Genomic DNA, 22,757 nt, shown 5'->3' with positions numbered 1-22,757 from the left:
GCCTATCGGCCCGCACCGACGCGCTCGTCCGGCGGTTCGTCCGTGGACCCTCCGGGCCCGTCCGCCGCCGATTCCGGCCGCTCCGGGTCGGGATCAGGGGTCCCGTCGGCGCCGGGATCCTCCAGGAGCAGCCGTTCCAGCGCGTCCCGGCCGGGGAGGCCCTCGGGTCGTACGACGTCGCCGGTGCGGACGTACAGGAAGGCCGCTCCGACGGCTTCCAGGGGCACGCCCTGCTGTTCGGCCCAGGCGAGACGGTAGATCGCGAGCTGGAGCGGGTCGGCGGTGCGGGTGCGGCCGGTCTTCCAGTCGACGATCTCGTACGTCGTCGTCCCGGCGGCGTCGCTCCGGCGGTAGACGGCGTCGATGCGGCCGCGTACGACGCGTCCGGCGATCCCCAGCTGGAAGGGTTCCTCGACGCGGTACGGCGTGCGCTGCGCGTAGGGAGTGCGTTCGAAGGCCTCCTTGAGGGCCTCCAGGTCCCGCTCGTCGGCGATCTCGGCGTCACTGCCGGGCAGTTCCTCGGGTTCCAGCATGGGAAGTCGCAGCTCTTCGAAGCGGGCCTCGACCCAGGCGTGGAAGCGGGTGCCGCGACGGGCCGCGGGCTGCGGCGGGCGGGGCATGGGGCGGGCGAGCTCCTGCGCGAAGCCGTCCGGATCGGCCGCCAGACGCATCAGCTGCGAGGCCGTGAGCGACGCGGGCAGCGGTACGTCCGTGACCTTGGCGCGGGCCCGCACGAGTTCTCCGGCGAGAGCGTCCAGGTCGCGGTCCCACGAGGCGACGGTGCGGGCTTCCTCGGGGCTGAGGCCGGACGCGGTGGGGTGCCTGCGGGCGTGCGGCACGGCCGGCGTGCGCGCGTCTGGCGCGGGGTGCTCCACGCGCGCGTGCACGGCCCGTGCGGGGCGGTCCGCCGACCAGGAGTCCCAGTCGCCGGTGTCCTCCTCGTCGGTGCCGCCGGAGTCGTCCGCCGGAGGGCCGTCGTCCTCGGGGGGCACCTCGTCCGGGAAGGCGTCGTCCTCGTACAGGAATTCCTCGTCGTCCGGCGGTGGCGGCCAGTCCGGGTCGTCCGATGAGCGGGGGTCCGGGGCGTGGTCGGCGCCCGGGTGTGTGTCCTCGTGGGACGCGGCCCGCTCCAGGTGGGCCAGTACGGTCGCGGCGGCGGCGCGGCGGCGCCGCAGGGCCGTGTCGTCGAGCGGGAGTGGCCAGGCGTGGTCGGCCACCGACTCGTGGAGGGCCGGGTTCTCGGCGTCCTCCTCGGGTTCGTCGGCCCAGGCCTCGATCTCGCCGTACCCGGCCGCGCAGTGGTCGTGGAGGGCGGTGAGGAAGTCGGACGGCCCGCGCGGGCGCTTCTGGGACGGGCCCCACCAGTGCCCCGAGCCGAGGAGCAGGGAGCGGGGGCGGGTGAAGGTGACATAGCCGAGGCGGAGTTCCTCGGTGTGCTGGTGGTCCTTCATGGCCTCCTGGAAGGCCTTCAGGCCGCGCGAGTCCCAGGACTCGACGTCGGGGAGGGTGTCGGCGTCGCCGCGCAGCTCGTGGGGCAGGACCTTGCCCTGTGCCGTCCACTTCTCGCGGCCCTGCGTGCTGGGGAAGGTGCCGGTGACCAGGCCGGGGACGGCGACCACATCCCATTCCAGGCCCTTGGACCGGTGGGCGGTGAGCACCTTGACGGTGTTCTCGCCGCCCGGCAGCGCGTTGTCGAGGCCCTTCTCGTACTGGGCGGCAGTCCGCAGGAAGCCGAGGAAGGCGAGCAGGGTGGCCTCGCCGGCGCTGTTGGCGGCGAAGGAGGCGGCGATGTCCAGGAAGTTCGACAGGGTCTCGCGGCGGCGTGCGGCGAGCGCGTGCGGGGACGCGGAGAGTTCCACCTCCAGGCCGGTGACGGCCAGCACGCGGTGCAGGACGTCCATGAGCGGGTCGGCGAGCGAGCGGCGCAGGTCGCGCAGTTCGGCGGCCAGCCGGGCGAACCGCACGCGCGCGTCGGGCGAGAACGGCAGCCCGTCGTCCTCCCCCTCGGCTTCGAGCGGCATTTCCAGGAACGTGTCCAGCGCGTCCGCCAGCGAGATCACCTCGGACGGGTCGACGCCCTCGACGGCCGCGGCGAGCCTGCGGTCCGGGTCGTCGTCGCCGTCCACGCGCGCGTGGGAGACGAGCAGCCTGGCCCGGCGGCCGAGGAGCGCGAGGTCGCGCGGGCCGATCCGCCAGCGCGGGCCGGTCAGGAGGCGGACGAGGGAGGCGTTGGCGCCGGGGTCCTGGAGGACCTCGCAGACGGCGACGAGGTCGGCGACCTCGGGGAGGTGGAGCAGTCCGGAGAGGCCGACGACCTCGACGGGGATGTCACGGGCCACGAGCGCGCCCTGGATCTCGGCGAAGTCGGTGGCGGTACGGCACAGGACGGCGATCTCTCCGGGTTCCTTGCCGGTGCGCACGAGGTGGGCGATCGAATCGGCGAGCCAGTCGAGTTCCTCGGCGTGCGTGTTCAACAGGGCGCAGCGGACCACGCCGTCGCGTTCGGCGCCGGGGGCGGGCCTCAGGGCCTCCACGCCCGCGTGCATGGCCCGCAGGGGCTCCGCGAGGCCGTTGGCGAGGTCGAGGAGACGGCCGCCGCTGCGGCGGTTCTCACTGAGCGCCTGGCGGGTCGCGCGCCGGCCGTCGGGGTGGGCGAAGTGGTCGGGGAAGTCGTCGAGGTTGGCGACGGAGGCGCCGCGCCAGCCGTAGATGGCCTGGCAGGGGTCACCGACCGCGGTCACGGGGTGGCCGGTGCCGTCGCCGAACAGGCCGGCCAGCAGGACGCGTTGGGCGACCGAGGTGTCCTGGTACTCGTCGAGCAGGACCACCCGGAACTCGTCCCGCAGGATGCGGCCCACCTCGGGGAGCCCGGCGAGGCCGGCGGACAGGGCGATCTGGTCGCCGAAGTCGAGGAGGTCGCGCTCGCGCTTGGCCGCCCGGTAGCGGACCACCAGTCCGGTGAGTTCGCGGCGGGCGGCGGCCGCCTCGGGGACCTTGCGAAGGTCCGCGTTGGTGAGCTTGACGCTCTCCAGTTCGCGCAGCAGTGCGGTGTCGTAGGCGGTCAGGTCCTCGGGTCGTACGAGGTGCTCGGCGAGTTCGGAGTCGAGGGTCAGCAGGTCGCCGACCAGGTCCGGGAAGGAGCGGGTCAGCGCCGGGTAGGGGCCCGGGGACTCCCGGAGCACGCGGGCGGCGAGCTGGTAGCGGGTGGCGTCGGCGAGGAGCCGGGAGGTGGGTTCCAGGCCGATGCGCAGGCCGTGGTCGGTCAGGAGGCGGCCCGCGAAGGCGTGGTACGTGGAGATGACCGGCTCGCCGGGCGGGTGGTCGGGGTCGATCGCGTCCGGGTCGGTGATGCCCGCCCTGACCAGGGCCTTGCGTACGCGCTCGGCGAGTTCGCCCGCCGCCTTGTTGGTGAACGTCAGGCCGAGGACCTGTTCGGGCGCGACCTGTCCGGTGCCGACCAGCCACACCACGCGCGCGGCCATCACCGTGGTCTTGCCCGACCCGGCTCCGGCCACGATCACCTGCGGGGCGGGCGGCGCGACGATGCAGGCCGTCTGCTCCGGGGTGAACGGGATGCCGAGGAGCTCCTTGAGCTGCTCGGGATCGCTGATACGGGCGGACATTCCAGAGAGGCTAGCGCCGGCCACTGACAGCGGATGCCGGGTCGCCGGGCGGGCGGCCTCACTCGACCACGTGACGGCCCTCCGCGCGGGCACTGCACGATGCCCGGAAAGCGCAGTGTGCACAGTGTTGTCCCGCGGTGGGGGAGAAACGCTCGTCCAGGACCTTGCCCGCGGCCGTGGCCAGGAGATCGCCCACCCACTCTCCCTGCAGGGGTTCCTGTGCCTGCACCTTGGGGACGGCCTCGCCACCGTTCTTCTTGGCGGCGCCCTGCCTCAGCTGGACGAGTTCGGCGCCGCCCGGTTCCGGCCGGGCGCCGCCGAAGGGCTCGTCGACAGCTCCCTCCCGGACCGCGAGCTGGTACACGGCGAGCTGGGGGTGCCGGGTGACCTCGGACGAACTGACGGCCTGCTTGCCCGTCTTGAAGTCGACGACGTACGCGCGGCCCTCGGCGTCGGTCTCGACCCGGTCCATGGAACCGCGGATGCGCACCTCGTAGTCGCCCGCTTCGAGGGTGACGTCGAAGTCGTGCTCGCTGGCCACCGGGGTACGTCCCGCGCGGTCCATGACGTGCCACTTCAGGAAGCGTTCGAGCGCCACGCGCGCGTGCTGCTTCTCCTGTTCCGACTTCCAGGGCGCGTCGAAGGCGAGCGCGTTCCACACGGAGTCGAGGCGCTCCATGAGGACGTCGAGGTCGGCGGGGGTGCGGCCGGAGGCGACCTCGTCGGCGAGGACGTGCACGACGTTGCCGAAGCCCTGGGCGGCGGTCGCGGGCGCGTCCGCCTTCACCTCGCGGCCCAGGAACCACTGCAGGGCACAGGTGTTGGCGAGTTGGTCGAGGGCGCTGCCGGACAGCACGACGGGCTGGTCGCGATCCCTGAGCGGCACCTTGCTCTCGGTGGGCTCGAACATCCCCCACCAGCGGTGCGGGTGCGCCGACGGCACCAGGGGGCGGCCGTCCTCGTCGCTCAGCGCGGCCAGCCTGGCCAGGCGCAGGGCCGCGGCCTCGCGCAGGGAGTCCGACACGCGCGGGTCCACCGTGGTGGCGCGCAGTTCGGCGACGAGGGAGGCGACGGACAGCGGGCGGCGGGGGCGCCCGGTGACGTCCCTGGGTTCGACGCCCAGTTCGGCGAGGAAGCGGGAGGGCTGGTCGCCGTCGTCGGCCGGTGCCTTCACCGCGGTGACGACGAGGCGTTCACGCGCGCGCGTGGCGGCCACGTAGAACAGCCGGCGTTCCTCGGCGAGCAGGGCGCCCGGGGTGAGCGGTTCGGCGAGACCGTCGCGGCCGATGCGGTCGGCCTCCAGGAGCGAGCCGCGTCGCCGCAGGTCCGGCCAGAGGCCCTCCTGGACGCCGGCGACGACGACCAGGCGCCATTGCAGGCCCTTGGAGCGGTGCGCGGTCATCAGGCGTACCGCGTCGGGGCGCACGGCCCGCCCGGTGAGCGTGTCGGCGGCGATGTCCTCGGCCTCGATCTCGGCCAGGAAGTTGAGGGCGCCGAGGCCACCGGTGCGCTCCTCCGCGCGCGCGGCGGTGGCGAACAGCGCGCACACGGCGTCGAGGTCACGGTCCGCGTTGCGTCCGGCCGCGCCACCGCGCCGCGCGGCCCGCTCCAGGCGCCTGGGCCACGGGGTGCCGTCCCACAGCTCCCACAGCGCCTCCTCGGCGGTGCCGCCGCCCGCGAGACGCTCGCGGGCCTTCCGCAGCAGCGCGCCCAGGCGTTGCGCTCCCCGCGCGTACACCGGATCGTGCGCCACCAGTCGCTCCGGTTCCGCCAGCGCGCGGGTGAGCAGTTCGTCCGAGGGCGGTGGTACGGGGTTGCCGCCGGCGCGCTCCTCCTCGCGCAGCGCGCGGCCGAGGCGCCGCAGATCGGCGGTGTCCATGCCCGCGAGAGGGGAGGCGAGGAGCGTGAGAGCGGTCTCGGTGTCCAGCCAGGAGGGCTGCGGCTCGGGCGCGTCGGACGACTGGTCGGGAGTGTCGGACGACGCGTCGGGCGCGTAGTCGGGGGCGGCGTCGGACGAATCGTCGGGCTCCTCGGCCGAGGCAGAGGGGTTCGCCGCCTCCAGCTCCGCCCGCGCGACCGCCCGCAGCGCCGTCAGCAGGGGCTGTACGGCCGGTTCGTGGCGCAGGGGCAGGTCGTCGCCGTCGATCTCCAGAGGGACGCCCGCGGCGGTCAGGGCGCGCCGCATCGAGGGGATCGTGCGGGCGCCGGCGCGCACCAGGACGGCCATCTCGCTCCAGGGGACGCCGTCCTCCAGGTGGGCTCGCCGCAGGACGTCGGCGATGTTGTCCAGCTCGGTGCCCGAGGTCGGGTACGTGTAGACCTCGACGCGGCCGCCGTCACGCACGGGCCGGAGCTCGCGGTGGGCCCGCACCTTCTCGGCGGGGAGGCGGGTGAGCGGCATCCGCTGGGTGAGCAGCCGGGTGGCGGTGAGCAGGTCCGCTCCCGAGCGGCGGGAGTTCCTCAGGACCGCCACCGGGGCCTGGCGGCCGTCCACGCGCGGGAAGGCCGACGGGAACTCCAGGATGCCGTTCACGTCGGCGCCCCGGAAGGTGTAGATCGACTGGTCGGGGTCGCCGAACGCCACCAGGGTGCGGCCGCCGCCCGCGAGGGCCCTCAGGAGCCGTACCTGTGCGGGGTCCGTGTCCTGGTACTCGTCGACGTAGACCGCGTCGTACTGGGCGGCCAGCCGTTCGGCGACCCCCGGCCGGCCGGCGAGGAGCACGGCCCGGTGGACCAGTTCCGCGTAGTCGAGCACTCCTTGCAGGTCGAGGACGTCGAGGTACTCGGCGAGGAAGGCGGAGGCCGCGAGCCAGTCCGGTCGGCCGATACGCGCGGCGAAGGCCCGCAGGTCCTCGGGGGCCAGGCCCAGTTCGCGGCTGCGGGCGAGGACCGCGCGGACCTCGTCGGCGAACCCGCGCGTGGTCAGGCAGGCACGCAGTTCGTCCGGCCAGCGCACATGTGCGAGCCCCAGGCGTTCCAGGTCGGGCTGGCCCGCGAGCAGTGCGCGCACGGCCACGTCCTGTTCGGGGCCGGACAGCAGCCGCAGGGGCTCGACGAACAGGTCGCTGTCCTGGTGCGCGCGGATCAGGGCGTAGCAGAAGGAGTGGAAGGTGGTGGCCTGCGGGGCGCGCGCGGCGCCCATCCGCAGGGCCATCCGGTCGCGCAGCTCCACCGCGGCCTTACGGCTGAAGGTCAGGACGAGCACGCGCGCGGGATCGGCTCCGCCGGCGATGCGGGCCGTCACGGACTCGACGAGGGTGGTCGTCTTGCCGGTTCCCGGACCGGCGAGGACGAGCAGAGGGCCGCTCCGGTGGTCAACCACCCCGCGCTGCTCGGCGTCCAGACGAGGGGGGTCCCTTCGGGCCGGTGGGGTACGCACCAGTCGGTAAGCGCCACGGCTCCCCTGTCGCACCTGGGGGTGCGACAGGCGCCTGGTGGAGAAAGAGGAGCTCACGTGGTTCGCCGGTCCTGGTGGGTGTGCGAGAGGTCACTGCCGGCGCGGTGCGCCGACGTCGAGGAGTGGTGGTCGGGAGACGGGCGCGCGGCCTGCCGTTCGGGGAGGCCGGTGGCCGCGGGGTGAGAGGGACACGCGCAGCCGACGCTACGCCGACCGGTGGTGCGGAAGCGGGGCTTCCTCTTGTTCCCTTCCGGCTCGCGCGGCACGTGCGCCCCTCGCCCCACGAACGTACGGCATGCCACCGACGTGCCACGCTTCCCCCGTTCGGAGCAGCGGGCGCACCGCAGTCCGTCGGCGGCCGGCGGCCGTCAGGTGTGCCCTTCCGCGTGCTCACCGCCGTCCCAGCGTGCCCGTCTCATGTCGACGCGCGGCACATGGCCCTCGGTCGTACGGCTCGCCTCGCGCAGGGGGGTGCCCTCCACGCGGTAGCGGTCCAGGGCTCTCAGTTCGTGTCCGGGCAGCAGCACGCCGTCGGCACGGACGACCCGCCACCACGCGACCGCACCACCGTAGAGGGCCATCACACGGCCCACCTGGCGCGGGCCGCCCTCCCCCAGCCACTCGGCGACGTCCCCGTATGTCATGACCCGTCCGGGCGGGATCAGGTCGGTGACCTCGAGGACCCGCTCCGCGTACTCCGGCAGGGCGTCCGCCGGAAGGCTCTCCTCGCTCATCCGCCCCATCCTGCCCCACCCCACCGACAATGGGACCAGGCGGCCGACGCGTGCGTCCCTCGCTCCGGGGGCGGTCTTCGGGCAGACTGTGCGCCCCCGCATTGCACCCTGATGCCCCTGTGTGCCCACCCGGCATGCCACCATCGTGCGGGCGGTGACTGGTGATACGAGACCAAGAAGAGACGATGAAGCAGCAGAGCGTGCACCCCGATGACGCGGCGGGCACCTCTGACGCCTCGTCGCGCCCGGACACCCCCGAGGAAGGCGACGGGGGTACCGAAGACGTCTCGAAGAAGGCCTCCGAGACCACCCCTCCCGTGGCCGAAACAGCCGCCCGAGGGGAGCCCGAGGACGAGGAGCAGCAGGTCGAAGAGGGCGACGACCCGGGGGAGGCCCACGCCGAGGAGGTCGAGGGCGACGAACCGCTGCTCCCCGCGCGCGTGCACCGTCCCTCCGACCTCATGCGACTCTCGGTCGGCATCCTCGGCATCGTCCTGCTGCTGGCGATCGCCGCGTTCGCCCACGGCACCACCTCCGGGCTCGAACAGGACATCAACAAGGGCACGGGCCAGGCGCCCGATCTGCTGATCAAACTCGCGGGCCTCGGGTCGAGCATCGCGATCCTGCTGGTGCCGGTCGCCTTCGCGATCGAACGCCTGATCAAGCGGGACGGGCTGCGCATCGCCGACGGCGTGCTCGCGGCGGTCCTGGCGCACGGGGTGACGCTGGCGACCGACCTGTGGGTCGCCAGGGCGGCCCCGGACTCGATCCAGGAAGCTCTCACCCAACCCTCACCCGGCGACATCCACGCCCTCACCGACCCCGTGCACGGCTATCTCGCGCCGGTGATCGCGTACATGACCGCGGTCGGCATGTCACGCAGACCCCGCTGGCGGGCCGTGCTGTGGATCGTGCTGCTGCTGGACGCCTTCTCGATGCTGGTCACCGGCTACACCACACCGTTCTCGATCATCCTGACGGTGCTCATCGGCTGGACCGTCGCCTACGGGACCCTGTACGCGGTCGGTTCCCCGAACGTACGCCCGACCGGCCGGACCCTGATGGCCGGCCTCAGGCGGGTCGGCTTCAAGCCGGTGAGCGCGGCCCGCGAGGAGATCCCGGACACGGTGGAGGGCGGGGACCGGGGCCGCCGGTACTTCGTGACGCTGGAGGACGGCCCGCCCCTGGACGTCACCGTCGTCGACCGGGAGCAACAGGCGCAGGGGTTCTTCTACCGCGTCTGGCGGCGGCTGACGCTGCGCGGCATCACCACGCGCCGCAGCCTGCAGTCCCTGCGCCAGGCGCTGGAGCAGGAGGCCCTCCTCGCGTACGCGGCCATCGCGGCGGGTGCCAACGCCCCCAAGCTGATCGCGACCTCCGAACTCGGACCGGACGCCGTGATGCTCGTCTACGAGCACACCGGCGGCCGCACCCTGGACTCCTTGGCGGACGACGAGGTCACCGACGCGCTGATGTCGGACACCTGGCACCAGGTGAAGGCACTGCAGTCGCGGCGCATCGCGCACCGCAGGCTCGTGGGTGACGCGGTTCTGGTGGATCGTTCCGGCACGGTGATCCTGACCGATCTGCGCGTCGGCGAGATCGCGGCCGGCGACCTGGTGCTGCGCATGGACGTCTCCCAACTGCTGACGACCTTGGGCCTGCGCGTGGGTGCCGAGCGTGCGGTGGCCTCGGCGGTGAGCGTGCTCGGCCCCGACGCCGTGGCCGACTGCCTGCCGCTGCTGCAGCCCATCGCCCTCTCGCGCTCCACGCGCGCGACCCTGCGCAGACTGGCCAGGGAGCGCGCCGAACGCGAGCGCGAGGCCGTCCTGGAGGCGTCCCACCTGGCCAAGCAGGCCCGCGCGGAGGAACACAGCAAGGCGGCGACCGAGCCCGACAAAGCCGACAAGAAGGCCGTACGAGCCGAGCAGCGGGCCGAGAAGCGAGCGATCGACGAGGCGCTGGAAGAGGCCCGCGAAGAAGACCTGCTCACCCAGATCCGCCACCAGGTGCTGCTGATCAGACCGCAGGCACCGGTCGAACCGGCGCGGCTGGAGCGGGTCAAACCGCGCACCCTGATCAGTCTCTTCGCCGGCGCGATCGGCGCGTACTTCCTGCTGACCCAGCTGACCCACATCGAGTTCGGACCGCTCATCGAGAACGCCGAGTGGGGCTGGGTCGCCGCGGCCGTGTTCTTCTCCGCCCTGAGCTACGTCGCGGCGGCGATGAGCCTGCTGGGATTCGTGCCGGAGCGGGTGCCGTTCCTGCGGACGATCGGGGCACAGGTCGCCGGCTCCTTCGTCAAGATCGTGGCGCCGGCGGCGGTGGGCGGTGTGGCACTCAACACACGCTTCCTGCAGCGCGCGGGGGTACGGCCCGGTCTCGCGGTGGCGAGTGTCGGCGCTTCACAGCTCTTCGGACTCGGCTGCCACATCCTGATGCTGCTCGCCTTCGGCTATCTGACGGGCACGGAGAAGACGCCGTCACTGTCGCCGTCCCGCACCGTCATCGCCGGTCTGCTGACGGTCGCGGTGCTCGTCCTCGTGGTCACGTCGATCCCGTTCCTGCGCAAGTTCGTCGTCACGCGCGTGCGGTCGCTCTTCGCCGGCGTCGTGCCACGCATGCTCGACGTGCTGCAGCGGCCGCAGAAGCTGGTCACCGGCATCGGCGGCATGCTGCTTCTCACGGGCTGCTTCGTGATGTGCCTGGACGCCTCGATCCGCGCCTTCGGCAACGAGGACGTCTCGATCAGCATCGCCAGCGTCGCCGTCGTCTTCCTCGCGGGCAACGCGCTGGGTTCCGCGGCGCCGACCCCGGGCGGTGTGGGAGCGGTGGAGGCCACCCTGACGGTGGGTCTGATCGCTGTGGGCCTTCCCAAGGAGGTCGCCGCACCGGCGGTGCTGCTGTTCCGCCTGCTCACCCTGTGGCTGCCGGTGCTTCCGGGCTGGCTGGCCTTCAACCAGTTGTCACGCAAGGGCGCGCTGTAGGAGGGGTGCACGCGCGCGTGGGTCCCCCTCCCCGCCGCTCGGCCCACGCGCGCTGACGGCGCCTCCGTCCTCACCTTGCCTCCGCATGCGTGGCGGCCCGTCCCCACTCACCCGCACGGCCCGTGCTCCGGGGCACATCGCCGCGGACACCTCCACGATGGGGGCATGCCCACCTCGCCCCGGACCCGTGCCGTCACCGCGGCCACGATCGCCGTCCTGCTGTCCCTGTCGGCGGCCGCCTGCGGCGACGATGCCAAGGGGGACGACACGGACCTGACCGCCCAGAAACCGCGCTGGAAGACCTGCGAGGCCCCGTCCGAGTCCGAGGGCGGTGGCACCGCGCCCTCACCGCTGCCCGACGGCGACGGGTGGCAGTGCGCGACCATGAAGGCCCCGCTCGACTGGGACGAACCCGACGGCGACACCATCGACATCGCGCTGATCCGGGTGCGGACCAGCGGCCCCAGGAGCCGGCGCATCGGCTCGCTCGTGTTCAACTTCGGCGGCCCCGGCGGCTCCGGCGTCAAGGCGCTGCCCGCCTCCGCCCAGGACTACGCAAAACTGCGCACCCGCTACGACCTGGTCAGCTTCGACCCACGTGGGGTCGGCCGCAGCGCGGGCGTCCGGTGCGAGGACGACGAGGAACTCGACGCGTACTTCCAGCAGGACGGGACCCCCGACGACGCGGCCGAACGGACGGACTTCCTCGACTCCACCAAGGCCTTCAACTCGGCCTGCGAGAAGAACTCCGGCAAGACCCTCCCGCACGTCCGCACCACCGACGCGGCCCGCGACATGGACCTCATGCGCCAGGTCCTCGGCGACGACAGACTGCACTACTTCGGCATCTCCTACGGCACCGAACTCGGCGGCGTCTACGCCCACCTGTTCCCCGAGAAGGTCGGACGCGCGGTGTTCGACGCGGTCGTCGACCCGACAAAGACGTCGGAGCAGGGCACGCTCGGACAGGCCAAGGGCTTCCAGCTGGCGCTCGGCAACTACGCCCGGGACTGCGTGTCGAAGGCGGAGGACTGCCCTGTCGGCGAGACCGAGCAGGACGTCGAGAACCGGATCACCAAGCTGCTCGACGACCTCGACACCCGGCCGATCGACGGCATCTTCCCCCGCGATCTCACGCAGACCGCCGCCACGAGCGGTATCGCCCAGGCCCTGTACTCCCAGGACCTCTGGCCGTATCTGACCGAGGGCCTCGAACTGGCGTACGACGGGGACGGCAGCCTGCTGATGTCGCTGTCCGACTCGATGAACGGGCGCGGCGATGACGGCGAGTACAGCAACCTCACCGCGGCGAACGCCTCCATCAACTGCGCGGACGCCAAGCCGCGCTACACCACCGCGGATGTGGAAGCGGGGCTGGGCACGTTCCGGGCGGCCTCCCCCGTCTTCGGCGAATGGCTGGCCTGGTCCCTGCTCTCCTGCACCGACTGGGCCGTCGCCGGTGCGGCGGACCACCCCGACGTGTGGGCCCCGGGCGCGGCACCGATCCTCGTGATCGGCAACACCGGCGACCCGGCCACACCGTACGAAGGAGCCCGGAAGATGGTCCAGGCGCTCGGGCCGGGGGTCGGGATCGAGCTGACGTACAAGGGGCAGGGCCACGGTGCGTACAACAGCGGGAATGCCTGCGTCCAGACGGCCGTGGACGGTTACCTGCTCACGGGGAAGGTGCCGAAATCCGGCCGGGTCTGTGCGTGAATTCGCAGATGAATCCGCAGGTCAGAACGTTATCCACAGGCAGTCTTGGTCGGGGCGGCAGTCCGCATACCATGGCATGACCGCCATTCGGGACATCCGGCGGACGGAACCGCCAGAGGGGGGACGTACGCATGGCGCGCTTTGTACGGGGGGCCGCACTGGCCGCCGCTGTGGTGCTGGTCACCGGTTGCAGCGGGGGCACGGGCGACAGGACGGGTGACGAGGCGGACGACGGAAAGGCCTCGTCCTCCGCACCGGCGGCGTCGGCGCCACCGGCACCACCCCAGAAGCTCGATTGGGGGCGCTGCGAGGCGACTGCGGAGGGGCCGGCACCGGGCGGCGACTGGCAGTGCGCGACGCTGAAGGTGCCGCTGGACTACGGGAATCCGGACGACGGGACGATCGGGCTCGCACTGATCCGCAGCAAGGCGACCGGCGACGCGGACGATCACATCGGCTCCCTCCTGTTCAACTTCGGCGGGCCCGGCGGTTCCGGCGTGTCCACGCTGCCGTCGTACGCGGGGCTGACGAGCGAACTGCACAAGCGGTACGACCTGGTGAGCTGGGACCCGCGCGGGGTGGCCGAGAGCGAGGGGGTGCGCTGCCGCAGCGACAAGGAGATCCAGGCGGGCGAGTCGGTGGACGCCACCCCCGACGACGCCGCCGAGGAGAGGACTTTCTTCCAGGACGCGGCCGACTTCGGCGCGGGCTGTGAGAAGGCCGCGGGCAAGCTGCTGTCACACGTCTCGACCGCCGAGACCGCCCGCGACATGGACCTCATGCGCCAGGCTCTCGGCGACGAGAAGATGCATTACTTCGGCATCTCCTACGGCACCGAACTCGGCGGGGTCTACGCCCATCTGTTCCCCCGCAACGTGGGACGCCTGGTCCTGGACGCGGTGGTCGACCCGACCGCCGACACGGTGGGCCACGCGAGGAACCAGACCCTGGGCTTCCAGCGCGCTCTCGACAACTACTTGAAGTCCACCGGCCAGAGCCCCGAGGCAGGCACGAGGAAGATCGAGAAGCTGTTGGAGCGGATCGACGCCGAACCGCTGGCGACGACGTCCGGCCGCGAGCTCACGCAGACACTGGCGACCACCGGCATCGTCCTGCCGCTCTACAGCGAGCAGAGCTGGCCCACACTGACCAGCGCGCTCGACGCGGCCGAGGACGGCGACGGCACCGAGCTGCTCGCGTTGGCCGACGGATACAACGAGCGTGATCCGGCGGGCCGCTACGGCACGACGACCCATTCCCAACGGGTCATATCGTGCTTGGACCAGAAGCAGCGGCCGAGCGTCGAGGAGACGAAGAAGCTGCTGCCCGAGTTCCGGGAGCTCTCACCCGTCTTCGGCGAGTTCCTGGGCTGGGACACCGCGGGCTGGTGCCACGACTGGCCGGTACCGGGCCTGACCGACTCGCCGGAGGTGAGCGCACCGGGAGCGGCGCCCGTCCTCGTGGTGGGGAACACCGGGGACCCGGCGACGCCCTACGAGGGCGCGCGGAAGATGGCCGCGGAACTGGGCGAGGACGTCGGTGTGATGCTCACCTGGAAGGGCGAGGGCCACGGCGCGTACGGCAGCGGCAGCGACTGCGTCGACTCGACGGTGAACGCGTATCTGCTCAACGGGACGGTGCCGAAGGACGGCAAGGTCTGCGCGTAGGCCGGGACGGCCGCCGCGCGTCTCTGCCGGGGGCAGCGGAGAGGGGCCCGGCACCCACGGTGCCGAGCCCCTCCCTGGAAGGTCTGTGCCTAGTAGACCGGCTTGCTCGGCTCGATCTGGTTGACCCAGCCGATCACGCCGCCACCGACGTGGACCGCGTCGGAGAAGCCCGCCGACTTCAGGACCGCGAGGACTTCCGCACTGCGGACACCCGTCTTGCAGTGCAGGACGATCTTCTTGTCCTGCGGGAGGGCCTCCAGGGCGGTGCCCATGAGGAACTCGTTCTTCGGGATCAGCTTGGCGCCCGGGATGGAGACGATCTCGTACTCGTTGATCTCGCGGACGTCGATGATCTCGATGTTCTCACCGTCGTCGATCCACTCCTTGAGCTGCTTGGGAGTGATCGTCGAACCGGCCGCCGCCTCCTGGGCCTCCTCGGACACGACGCCGCAGAAGGCCTCGTAGTCGATGAGCTCGGTGACGGTGGGGTTCTCGCCGCAGACCGCGCAGTCGGGGTCCTTGCGGACCTTGACCTGGCGGTACTGCATCTCCAGGGCGTCGTAGATCATCAGGCGTCCGACCAGCGGCTCGCCCGTGCCGGTGAGGACCTTGATGGCCTCGGTGACCTGGATGGAGCCGATGGAGGCGCACAGCACGCCGAGGACGCCGCCCTCGGCGCAGGAGGGGACCATGCCCGGCGGCGGGGGCTCGGGGTAGAGGCAGCGGTAGCAGGGGCCGTGCTCGGACCAGAAGACGGAGGCCTGGCCGTCGAAGCGGTAGATCGAGCCCCAGACGTACGGCTTGTTCAGCAGCACGGCCGCGTCGTTGACCAGGTAGCGGGTCGCGAAGTTGTCCGTGCCGTCGACGATCAGGTCGTACTGGCTGAAGATGTCCATCACGTTCTCGGCTTCGAGCCGCTCTTCGTGGAGGATCACGTTCACGTACGGGTTGATGCCGAGCACGGAGTCACGCGCCGACGCGGCCTTGGAGCGGCCGATGTCGGCCTGGCTGTGGATGATCTGGCGCTGCAGGTTCGACTCGTCGACCTCGTCGAACTCCACGATGCCGAGCGTCCCGACGCCCGCCGCGGCCAGGTACATCAGCGCCGGCGAGCCGAGGCCGCCGGCGCCCACACAGAGCACCTTGGCGTTCTTCAGCCGCTTCTGCCCGTCCATCCCCACGTCGGGAATGATCAGGTGGCGGGAGTACCTGCGGACCTCGTCTACGGTGAGCTCGGAAGCGGGCTCGACCAGGGGTGGCAGCGACACGGGGACTCCGTTGGTCGGTCAATCACTACGGTTGTTCTCCGCGTAACACTGCCACGCCCTTTTTCATTCCGAGACACCCGTTCCAACCAGCGAGACGATGTCGTCCCAGTAACCGGGCATCGTCTCCCAGGGGTCGGTCCGGCCGCCGCGGTCCGTGCGGTCGGTGAAGTAGATCGTGGCGGCGCCCTGCCAGCGGGCGATGCGCAGCGCCTCGTCGAGGTGGCCGCGCGGGACGCCGTGGACGAAGTGACAGAAGCGCTCGGGGGGATGGTCGGCGGTCCACTCCGCCACTTGCGACCAGCGGTAGTCGTTCCAGGGTCCGGAGAAGGTCACCAGTTGGTCGGCGGTCTCGACATAGCCGGGGTGTGGGTGGGTGCCCTGGCCGAGGACGATGTGGCCGCCGCCGAGGAGCGCGCGGAGCGCGGTGACCGTGCGGTCGATGTCGGGCAGGGCGCCGCGCTCGGTCGGGCAGCGGTCCAGGAAGAACCCGTCGATCCGGTACCAGTCGAGATACCGACGCGCGTCGGAGGCGATCTCGGCGAGGGCACGCGCCCCGTAGGCCGTGTCCAGGTGGCCGAGGACCTGTACCCCCGCGTTCCGCAACCGTCCGGCGGCTTCGAGGCAGTGCGGGTCGGGACGGGTGCCGGGGCCGCCGGAGACGTTCAGGACGACCCAGTGCAGGGGGGTCCCGGGGCGGACGAGTTCGCCCCATTCCAGAGGGGCGACGAGGGGGTGGGCATAGCCGGGGATGCCGAAACCGAGGCTTAAGCCAGTGCTGGCGATGGCGGACGGGGTCGAGGTCAGATACGGCATGCCGCCTCCATCCAGATGTCGGCGAGGGACTCCTCGAGGTTGATCCTGGGCCGCCAGCCGAGGCGGTCACGGGCGGTGCGGACGTCGGCCTGCTGCCAGCTGCCGCAGCCGTCCGGGTACGGATAGGAGACGGGGCCGGCGTGGTCCGGGTCGGGGCGGGGGTGGCCGATGGTGGACCTGAGGGGGCCAGGTGGAGCATCGAGTTCGTGGAGGGCGCCGCCGTAGCCGGCCACACGGGCGAGGACCGCCGCGGCGTCACGGAGACGCACGGCGCGGCCCGAGCCGATGTTGATCACGCCCTGGGCCGCGGAGAGTGAGGCGGCGTGGACGGCGCGGGCGACGTCGCGGACGTCGACGAAGTCGCGCTGGACACCGAGACCGCCGAGTTTGAGTTCGCCGTCGCCGGACTGCATGGCGCGGCGCATGGCCTCGGCGAGGCGGCCGAGCGGTGAGCCGGCCGGTGTGCCGGGTCCGGCGGGCGAGAAGACGCGCAGGACCACGGCGTCCAGGCCGGAGCCGAGGACGAGTTCGGTGGCGGCGAGCTTGCTGACGCCGTACGGGCCGCCGGGGCGGGGCACGGCGTCCTCGGCGGTGGAGGACCCGGGCTGGCTGGGCCCGTATTCGGCGCCGCAGCCGAGCTGCACCAGGCGGGCCCCGCAGCCGCTGCGGCGCAGGGCCTCGCAGACGGTGGCGACGGCGACGGTGTTGTGCCGGGTGAGTTCGCGGGCACCGCCGCGGGTGGCTCCGGCGCAGTTGACGACGACTCCGGGGTGGACGGCGTCCAGGAAGCGGGTGAGCGCGCCCGGGCTGCCAGTGGCGAGGTCGAACCGTACGTCGGCGTCGTCGCCGCGGCCGAGCGCGGTGAGCTGCACGGCCGGGTCGGCAAGAAGACGTTCGGCGACGAAGCGGCCGAGATATCCGTTGGCTCCGATCAGCAGGACCCTCATCGGGCGGCTCCCGGGGCGGGTTCTCCGGTTCGGGAGGTGATCATCTGGCGTTCTCCTTATAGGGGTGGTGCCGTGGGTGATGAGGTGGCCCGCGGTGTCGGCCCCGCGGGACGGGCGCCCGGGACATGAGCCCCGTGCATCGGTCGGGCCCGGAGTTCGAGCGGCGACGTGTGGCCGCCGGACGAAGGGCCCAGGTGGGTCAGGTCGCCCCGGAGGGCAGGGCGTGGGCCGAGGCCCGGGTCAGCGTGCGGGTGGCGTGGACGAGCAGGACGAGCGCGGCGGTGCCGCACACGAGGGCGGGGACGGCCCAGACCCCCCAGATGTCCACGACCGCGTCGACGGGGACGGCCAGGAAGGAGCAGCCGGGCAGGCGGCTCGCGAAGACCGTGCCCAGCGCGAGCGCCTCGGCCAGGGCGGCTGCGCGGAGGGCGACGGCCGGGGCCTGGGCGGCTCCATGGGCGATGAGGAGGCGGGCGAGCAGGAGAAGGGCACCGAGGGCGCCCGCGCCGACGTATCCGGAGGGCTCGTGCAGGACCTCACCGCACAGCGCGAGCAGGGCGGCCAGGGCACAGAGGTGGAGCGCGAACACGCCGAGGATCAGGGGCCTCACGGAGTCGGCGAACTCCGCGAGCCCTCGGCTGGCGGCGAGTTTGCGGCGGGCGCGGGCGCCGAGGAGCCCGGCGCACCAGACGGCGGGGGCGCAGGACAGGCTGAGCGCGAGCACGGGCGCGACCGCCAGGGGCCACGGCCCATGGGGACCGCCGTCGAGGCCGGCCGCGAGCAGGCCGTCGCCGAGGAGCGCGTACGCGACCAGCCAGCAGGTCCAGGCACGGGTACGGCCCGCCGCGTCCGACGACGCGCGCAGGGGGCCGCGGCCGAGGGCGACACGCAGGCCGAGCGCCACCGCGAGGGCTCCGACGGCTGCCACCGCGAGACGGGGCTGGCCGTGGGTGAGGCGCACGCCGACGACGGCCGCCGCGCACAGGGCACCCGGCAGGAGGGCGAGCACGGCCCACCCACCGCCTGCGCCGGGCGCGCGCGGCACCGGCTCACGCGCCGTGGACTCCTCGCCGTCCCGCGACACACGCGCGTACATCTCTTCGGCAAGCGAGAACACGTCCCGGTGCCGAAAGCGGGCAGCCGTACGGTCGGTCACCCCGTGCGCCTCCAGCCCGGCGGCGATCTCCAAGGGGTCCACCGCCCGCTCGCAGAGGGCCCGGTGCCGGTGCATCAATGCCTTCACGGGGTCGACGGCCCCCCGGCGGGAAGCGGACTTGGGGGCGGCCGCGGCAGTGTCGTAGTCGCCTGGTCGGTGGACCGGGTCGAGTGAGGCGACCAGGTCATGTGCCGTGCGGAAATCGGTCGAAGTCACGGCGCTGAGAAGGGGATCCGGGCCGGACAACTTCTTCACATCAACCGCGCCGGGGGCTCCACCGAAGCGCTGCAGCCCCTCCCGTCCGTTCAGCCCCTCCCGTCCGTTCAGCCCCTCCTCTCCATTCAGCCCCTCCCGTCCGTCCAAGCCGTCCAGCCCATCGGGTCCGTCCAGCCCGTCCCATCGCGACTCGCTCATCGCGCGCCCTCCCCCGCAGGCACGGGCTCCCCGGCCGCCGTACCCGGAGAACTCCCCGCGGCCGGGACCGCATCCGCCGCCGAAGCGGTAGACGATGCCGCAGCGGAGACGGAGGGAGTGCCTGCGGTGGAGGGAGAGTCCGTGGTGGAGGTGGTGGTCGTGGCGGGCGACGCCGCCGCCGGAGTCACGCCCGCTGCACGGTCCTGTGCGGGACCGGATGGAGAACCCTGTGCCATGCCGGGTGCGGCGCCGGGCGTCGAGGCGCGTGCGGTACCCGGAGCCGGCGTCGCGACCGGCTCCGAAGGCGTGGTTTCCACCACAGGCGTCGTCGCCCGCCCAGGGGTGTCGACGGCCCAGCGCGGCCGCCCGGGAACACCCCCACCGAGACCCGCGACACCGGCGACCCCCGCAACTCCTGCCACACCGGCGACCCCTGCAACTCCTGCCACACCGGCGACTCCTGTCACGCCGACGACCCCGAGGCCGCCCGTCACCAGTCGGGAATCGGTCCACCGGCCGGGCACGCGGGCCTCGGCGGGGGCTCCGAAGGGACGTGGTTCACCGGTGCCGTCGACAACGACCTTGCGCACCGGGGCCTGGGAGACGACCTCCAGGTAGATGCCACGAAATGCCTCGACGTTCTGTTCCACCGTGAAGAGTTCGAGAGCGCGTGCGCGGGCGGCCGCGCCGAGGCGCGCGCGGCGCTCGGGTTCTCGTAGCAGTGCCACACACGCCTCGGCCAGCGCCCGCGGGTTGCGCGGAGGGACGACCAGGCCCGTGCCGCCGATGACCTCCACGACCGCGCCCACGTCGGTGGAGACCGTCGGCCGGGCGCAGAACATGGCCTCGACCAGGCTGATCGGGAAGCCTTCGACGACGCTGGACAGCACGACCACCGCACCCGCCGCGTAGGCCTCGGCCAGATCGGGACCGGCCGGGTCGCCGATCTCCTCGAAGGAGACGGGGTGGTCGCCGACGGCGTGGACGCCCTCCGCCCGGTCGGGGAAGAGCTGCGCGGCCAGCGCGCGGCAGTGGCCCAGGTAGGCGGTGGCTTCGGAGCCCGCTGCCGCACCGACGATCCTGAGTCGCGCTTTGGGTTCCGCCCGGCGGATCTCGGCGAAGGCATGCAGCAGCGAGATCAGGTCCTTGGCGGGCTCGATGCGGCCGACCCAGACCAGCGTGTACGGCTCCGCGTATTCCGGCGACTCGCCGACCTCCGCGAAGCGGGCGCCGTCCATGCCGGGGTAGACCGTCCGGATCCTGGCCCGGTCGGCGCCGCAGCGCTCCTGCCAGCGTCGGGCGTGGGTGTTGCCGGGGGTGAGGCAGGCGGCCTGCCGGTAGACCTCGGCGGTCAGCCGCCGGTGGAAGGCCGCGAGCAGGGCGCGCACCGGCGCCTCTCCCGAGGCCCCTAGGTAGTGCGCCCGCAGCGGCACGCCGTACTCGGTGACCAGCAGCGGCACGCCGTGGAAGTACCGGGCCAGCAGCCCGGGAAGCGCGGCCGATCCACCGGCCGCCGCGTGGCACAGGTCGACCGAGCCGAGCCCGTCGTCCTCGTACCAGTCGAGTGAGAGGGGGCGCAGGGCGCGTTCGAGATGTGCGGCGACCGTCAGCAGATCCGGTACACGCGCCTCGCGCGCCCCTCGCAGGGCGCCCGGCGCGCGACAAGCGCGCTCCAGCGTGCGTACGGCGACCTCGGAGCGCAGTGCGCCGACCAGTCCACCTTCGTCGCGGCCCAACTCGGCGAGCCCGTACAGCGCGCTGCCGAAACGGTCCGCCTCAGCGTCGGCCCCACCGTCGGAAGCCTCCCCGAACCCACCGGACCCACCAGCCGCACCGGACGCACCGGACGCACCGGACCCACCAGGTCGGCCGGCCCCACCGACCCCACCATCGGCACCGCTCACGCTCCCCGAGCACACCGCCGACACCAGGTCGCCGTACGCCTCCGCGAAGCGCCTCCGCGCCCGGCGCCCGTGGACGACGCCGTCGTCCTCCGCCGCCCACAGCGGTGCCGTACGGACCCGCCTGACCTGGGACGGCAGCGGGATCCAGCCCTCGTCCTCCTGCCGCTCGCTCCGGCTGAGCGCGTAGATGTCGAACTCGTGTCGCTCCAGCCCACGTACGAGTCGGTCGCACCAGAGCCTGGCGTCACCGCTCACATACGGATAGCCACCCTCCGTAAGCAGTCCGATGCGCACGCGTGCACCCCCGATCTCCCGTTTGAGGAGCCGCCGTTCACCCGGCGGCTCGCAGCGGGACGAACGTATGCGGACAAGGCGGGGGTGCGACGGACGGTTGTCCGTCGCACCACCAAAAGGGGTGAACGGTCGTAACTTTCCCTAGCGGGACGCGTTTTGTCGCGCTAGGGGATCACCTGATCACGCCGCGTCAGGAAGGCGGACCGCTCGGCGGCCTTCGTCAACTACCGGGATACGGCCAGGGATTGGCCTTGCACGTGATCCCGTCGTACGTCAGGAACTTGCTCTGCTGCTGCATGACGGGCGCGAGTTCTCCGGCCTTGTCACACGTCTCATGGGGATAGCCGAGGCGGTGACCGATCTCGTGATTGATCAGCATCTGCCGGTACGCGTGGATCTGATCGCCGTACGTCTTCGACCCCTGGGCCCAGCGGTACGCGTTGATCATCACCCGCTCGGTGGCGGCCGAATCACAGGACACGTTGTCCACGGTCGTGTCGAGCCCCGACTTGGCGCACCAGGTCGCGGTGGTCCCCGGGCTGGCCAGCGTGATCACGAAGTCGGGTGTGCCCGAGGAGATCCGCTCGAACGTACGGCCGCCGCTGTGGGCCCAACTCCGCTCGTCGTTCAGGGTCTTCTGCACCGCCTCGGCGAACAGCGCGGGATCCAGACCGATTCCCTGCTCGACGTCGACGCGGTAGCGGAACTTCTGTCCCGTCCCCGGCGCCCTGTCGAAGCCCTTGACCGCCTCGAACTTCCCGCCGCCCTCCAGATCCGCGGCCAGCGGGTACGTCCTACCCATCTTCTGGTCGTACGACAACGGGGTCGCGCTCGGGCTCGGCGGACGGGCCGGCGTGGGCCGGTTGTCGCTGCGTGAGGCGCCGCGCACATCGCGCTCGCCGGCGGCGTCGGCGGCCCTCGGCTGCGAGGCGGTCTCGTCCTGCCCGCCGGCCATCTGCCCGACCGCGACGACGACCAGCACAGTGGTGACCGCGGCTGCCGCGATCCCGGCGAACGCCCGCCCCTTGGCCCCCTTCGCCGTCTCCGCGGCCCCGGCCGCAGCGCCCGGAGGCCGCTCCCGCGGCTCCTCCCGCCGCTGCGGCTTCTTCCGTGTCCCCTGCGGGGGCGGCTTCTCCTCGAAAGCCGCATCCGTCCGGCCCTCGGCGCCGCCATCGGCACCCGGCGTCGCACGCCGTGTCCGACGGGGTGCGCGGACGTCGTCGAAGGCGTCGTCGACCTCGTCGAAGGCGTCCAGATATGCCTGGCGGGGGCCACCGGGGGGCATGGTCTCCTGCCGCTGCCGGGGAATGGGAATGCGGCGCCCGGAACGCTCCGGACGCTCGCCGTACGGGGCGCCGGGGGGTGACGCCTCGCCCGGCACACCATACGGGGCCCCCGTGGGAGCCCCTCGCGCCACGCCGTGCCCGGCGCCCGTCCGGCGCCCGTCACCACCCAAGTGCCCCCATCCGCCGCCCGCTTCACGCTGCTCGGGGTGCCCACCACGACTCGGCGGATACCCACGGGCGGGGGCGCCGTCAGGCAGGCGGGGAAAGCCGTGCGCGGGCGTGCCGTCAGGGAGGCGCGGGAAGCCATGGGCGGGGGTGCCCTCAGGAAGACGTGCGCCCTGTTGCCCGGGCGCACTACCGGTGAACCGCGGCATTCCCTGATCGCCGGTTCGGTCGTATCCACGTGTCGGCAGCGGGCCGGCAGCTTGCCGCACACCCGCCTGCGCCTGGGCCGTCGCCGCCGCGGCCCGAGCGGTTCCGGCAGCCGAGGCAGCCGCCGGCCCGCCCATATCCCGGCCGCCCTGGCCACCTCGGCCGTTCTGGCCACCTTG

At 72.6% G+C, this 22,757-nt stretch carries 12 protein-coding genes; 3 read left to right on the top strand and 9 right to left on the bottom strand.

The annotated features are described in order from the left end of the window. Nucleotides 1-2: 2 nt before the first annotated feature. From ACWCRJ_RS14335 to ACWCRJ_RS14325, 3 genes are all read right to left on the bottom strand, one after another. Nucleotides 3-3,623, bottom strand: a complete 3,621-nt coding sequence (locus ACWCRJ_RS14335; RefSeq protein WP_450939565.1) for a UvrD-helicase domain-containing protein — start codon at nucleotides 3,621-3,623, stop codon at nucleotides 3-5. 58 nt (nucleotides 3,624-3,681) lie between these two features. Beyond that, nucleotides 3,682-7,077, bottom strand: a complete 3,396-nt coding sequence (locus ACWCRJ_RS14330) for an ATP-dependent helicase (RefSeq protein WP_450939564.1) — start codon at nucleotides 7,075-7,077, stop codon at nucleotides 3,682-3,684. Between the two features lie 311 nt (nucleotides 7,078-7,388). Continuing rightward, the gene (locus ACWCRJ_RS14325) at nucleotides 7,389-7,754 is read right to left on the bottom strand and encodes an MGMT family protein (RefSeq protein ID WP_450939563.1); all 366 of its coding nucleotides are present in this window, start codon (nucleotides 7,752-7,754) and stop codon (nucleotides 7,389-7,391) included. 185 nt (nucleotides 7,755-7,939) lie between these two features. On the opposite strand from ACWCRJ_RS14325, the gene ACWCRJ_RS14320 reads away from it, so the two are divergent. From ACWCRJ_RS14320 to ACWCRJ_RS14310, 3 genes are all read left to right on the top strand, one after another. Continuing rightward, nucleotides 7,940-10,741 carry a lysylphosphatidylglycerol synthase domain-containing protein gene (locus ACWCRJ_RS14320; RefSeq protein ID WP_450939562.1) on the top strand — a complete coding sequence of 934 codons (2,802 nt, stop codon included), beginning with the start codon at nucleotides 7,940-7,942 and terminating at the stop codon, nucleotides 10,739-10,741. Nucleotides 10,742-10,906: 165 nt separating this feature from the next. After that, nucleotides 10,907-12,457: an alpha/beta fold hydrolase gene (locus ACWCRJ_RS14315; RefSeq protein ID WP_450939561.1), complete on the top strand. Its 1,551-nt coding sequence runs from the start codon at nucleotides 10,907-10,909 to the stop codon at nucleotides 12,455-12,457. Nucleotides 12,458-12,588: 131 nt separating this feature from the next. Beyond that, nucleotides 12,589-14,124, top strand: coding sequence for an alpha/beta hydrolase (locus ACWCRJ_RS14310; protein WP_450939560.1), 1,536 nt, complete (start codon nucleotides 12,589-12,591; stop codon nucleotides 14,122-14,124). Between the two features lie 89 nt (nucleotides 14,125-14,213). Here the strand turns inward: ACWCRJ_RS14310 and moeZ are convergent, their stop codons facing one another. The 6 genes from moeZ to ACWCRJ_RS14280 form a co-directional block, all read right to left on the bottom strand. Then, nucleotides 14,214-15,392 (bottom strand): adenylyltransferase/sulfurtransferase MoeZ, encoded by a 1,179-nt coding sequence (moeZ, locus tag ACWCRJ_RS14305; protein ID WP_046916944.1) that lies wholly within the window; start codon nucleotides 15,390-15,392, stop codon nucleotides 14,214-14,216. 63 nt (nucleotides 15,393-15,455) lie between these two features. Beyond that, nucleotides 15,456-16,205 (bottom strand): spherulation-specific family 4 protein, encoded by a 750-nt coding sequence (locus ACWCRJ_RS14300; RefSeq protein WP_450939559.1) that lies wholly within the window; start codon nucleotides 16,203-16,205, stop codon nucleotides 15,456-15,458. Then, nucleotides 16,193-17,152, bottom strand: coding sequence for an NAD-dependent epimerase/dehydratase family protein (locus ACWCRJ_RS14295; RefSeq protein WP_450939558.1), 960 nt, complete (start codon nucleotides 17,150-17,152; stop codon nucleotides 16,193-16,195). Before ACWCRJ_RS14295 ends, ACWCRJ_RS14300 begins: the two co-directional genes overlap by 13 nt. A 199-nt stretch (nucleotides 17,153-17,351) precedes the next feature. Then, entirely contained in the window at nucleotides 17,352-18,722 is a 1,371-nt protein-coding gene (locus tag ACWCRJ_RS14290) for a hypothetical protein (protein ID WP_450939557.1), read from the bottom strand. Continuing rightward, nucleotides 18,719-20,920, bottom strand: coding sequence for a DUF3492 domain-containing protein (locus ACWCRJ_RS14285; RefSeq protein WP_450939556.1), 2,202 nt, complete (start codon nucleotides 20,918-20,920; stop codon nucleotides 18,719-18,721). The genes ACWCRJ_RS14290 and ACWCRJ_RS14285 overlap by 4 nt, the downstream gene beginning before the upstream one ends. Nucleotides 20,921-21,140: 220 nt before the next feature. Then, nucleotides 21,141-22,715 carry a DUF3152 domain-containing protein gene (locus ACWCRJ_RS14280; protein ID WP_450939555.1) on the bottom strand — a complete coding sequence of 525 codons (1,575 nt, stop codon included), beginning with the start codon at nucleotides 22,713-22,715 and terminating at the stop codon, nucleotides 21,141-21,143. Nucleotides 22,716-22,757 lie beyond the last annotated feature (42 nt).

The organism is Streptomyces sp. NPDC002324, from assembly GCF_053593335.1.
This window is presented reverse-complemented; position numbering and strand designations above follow the sequence as displayed.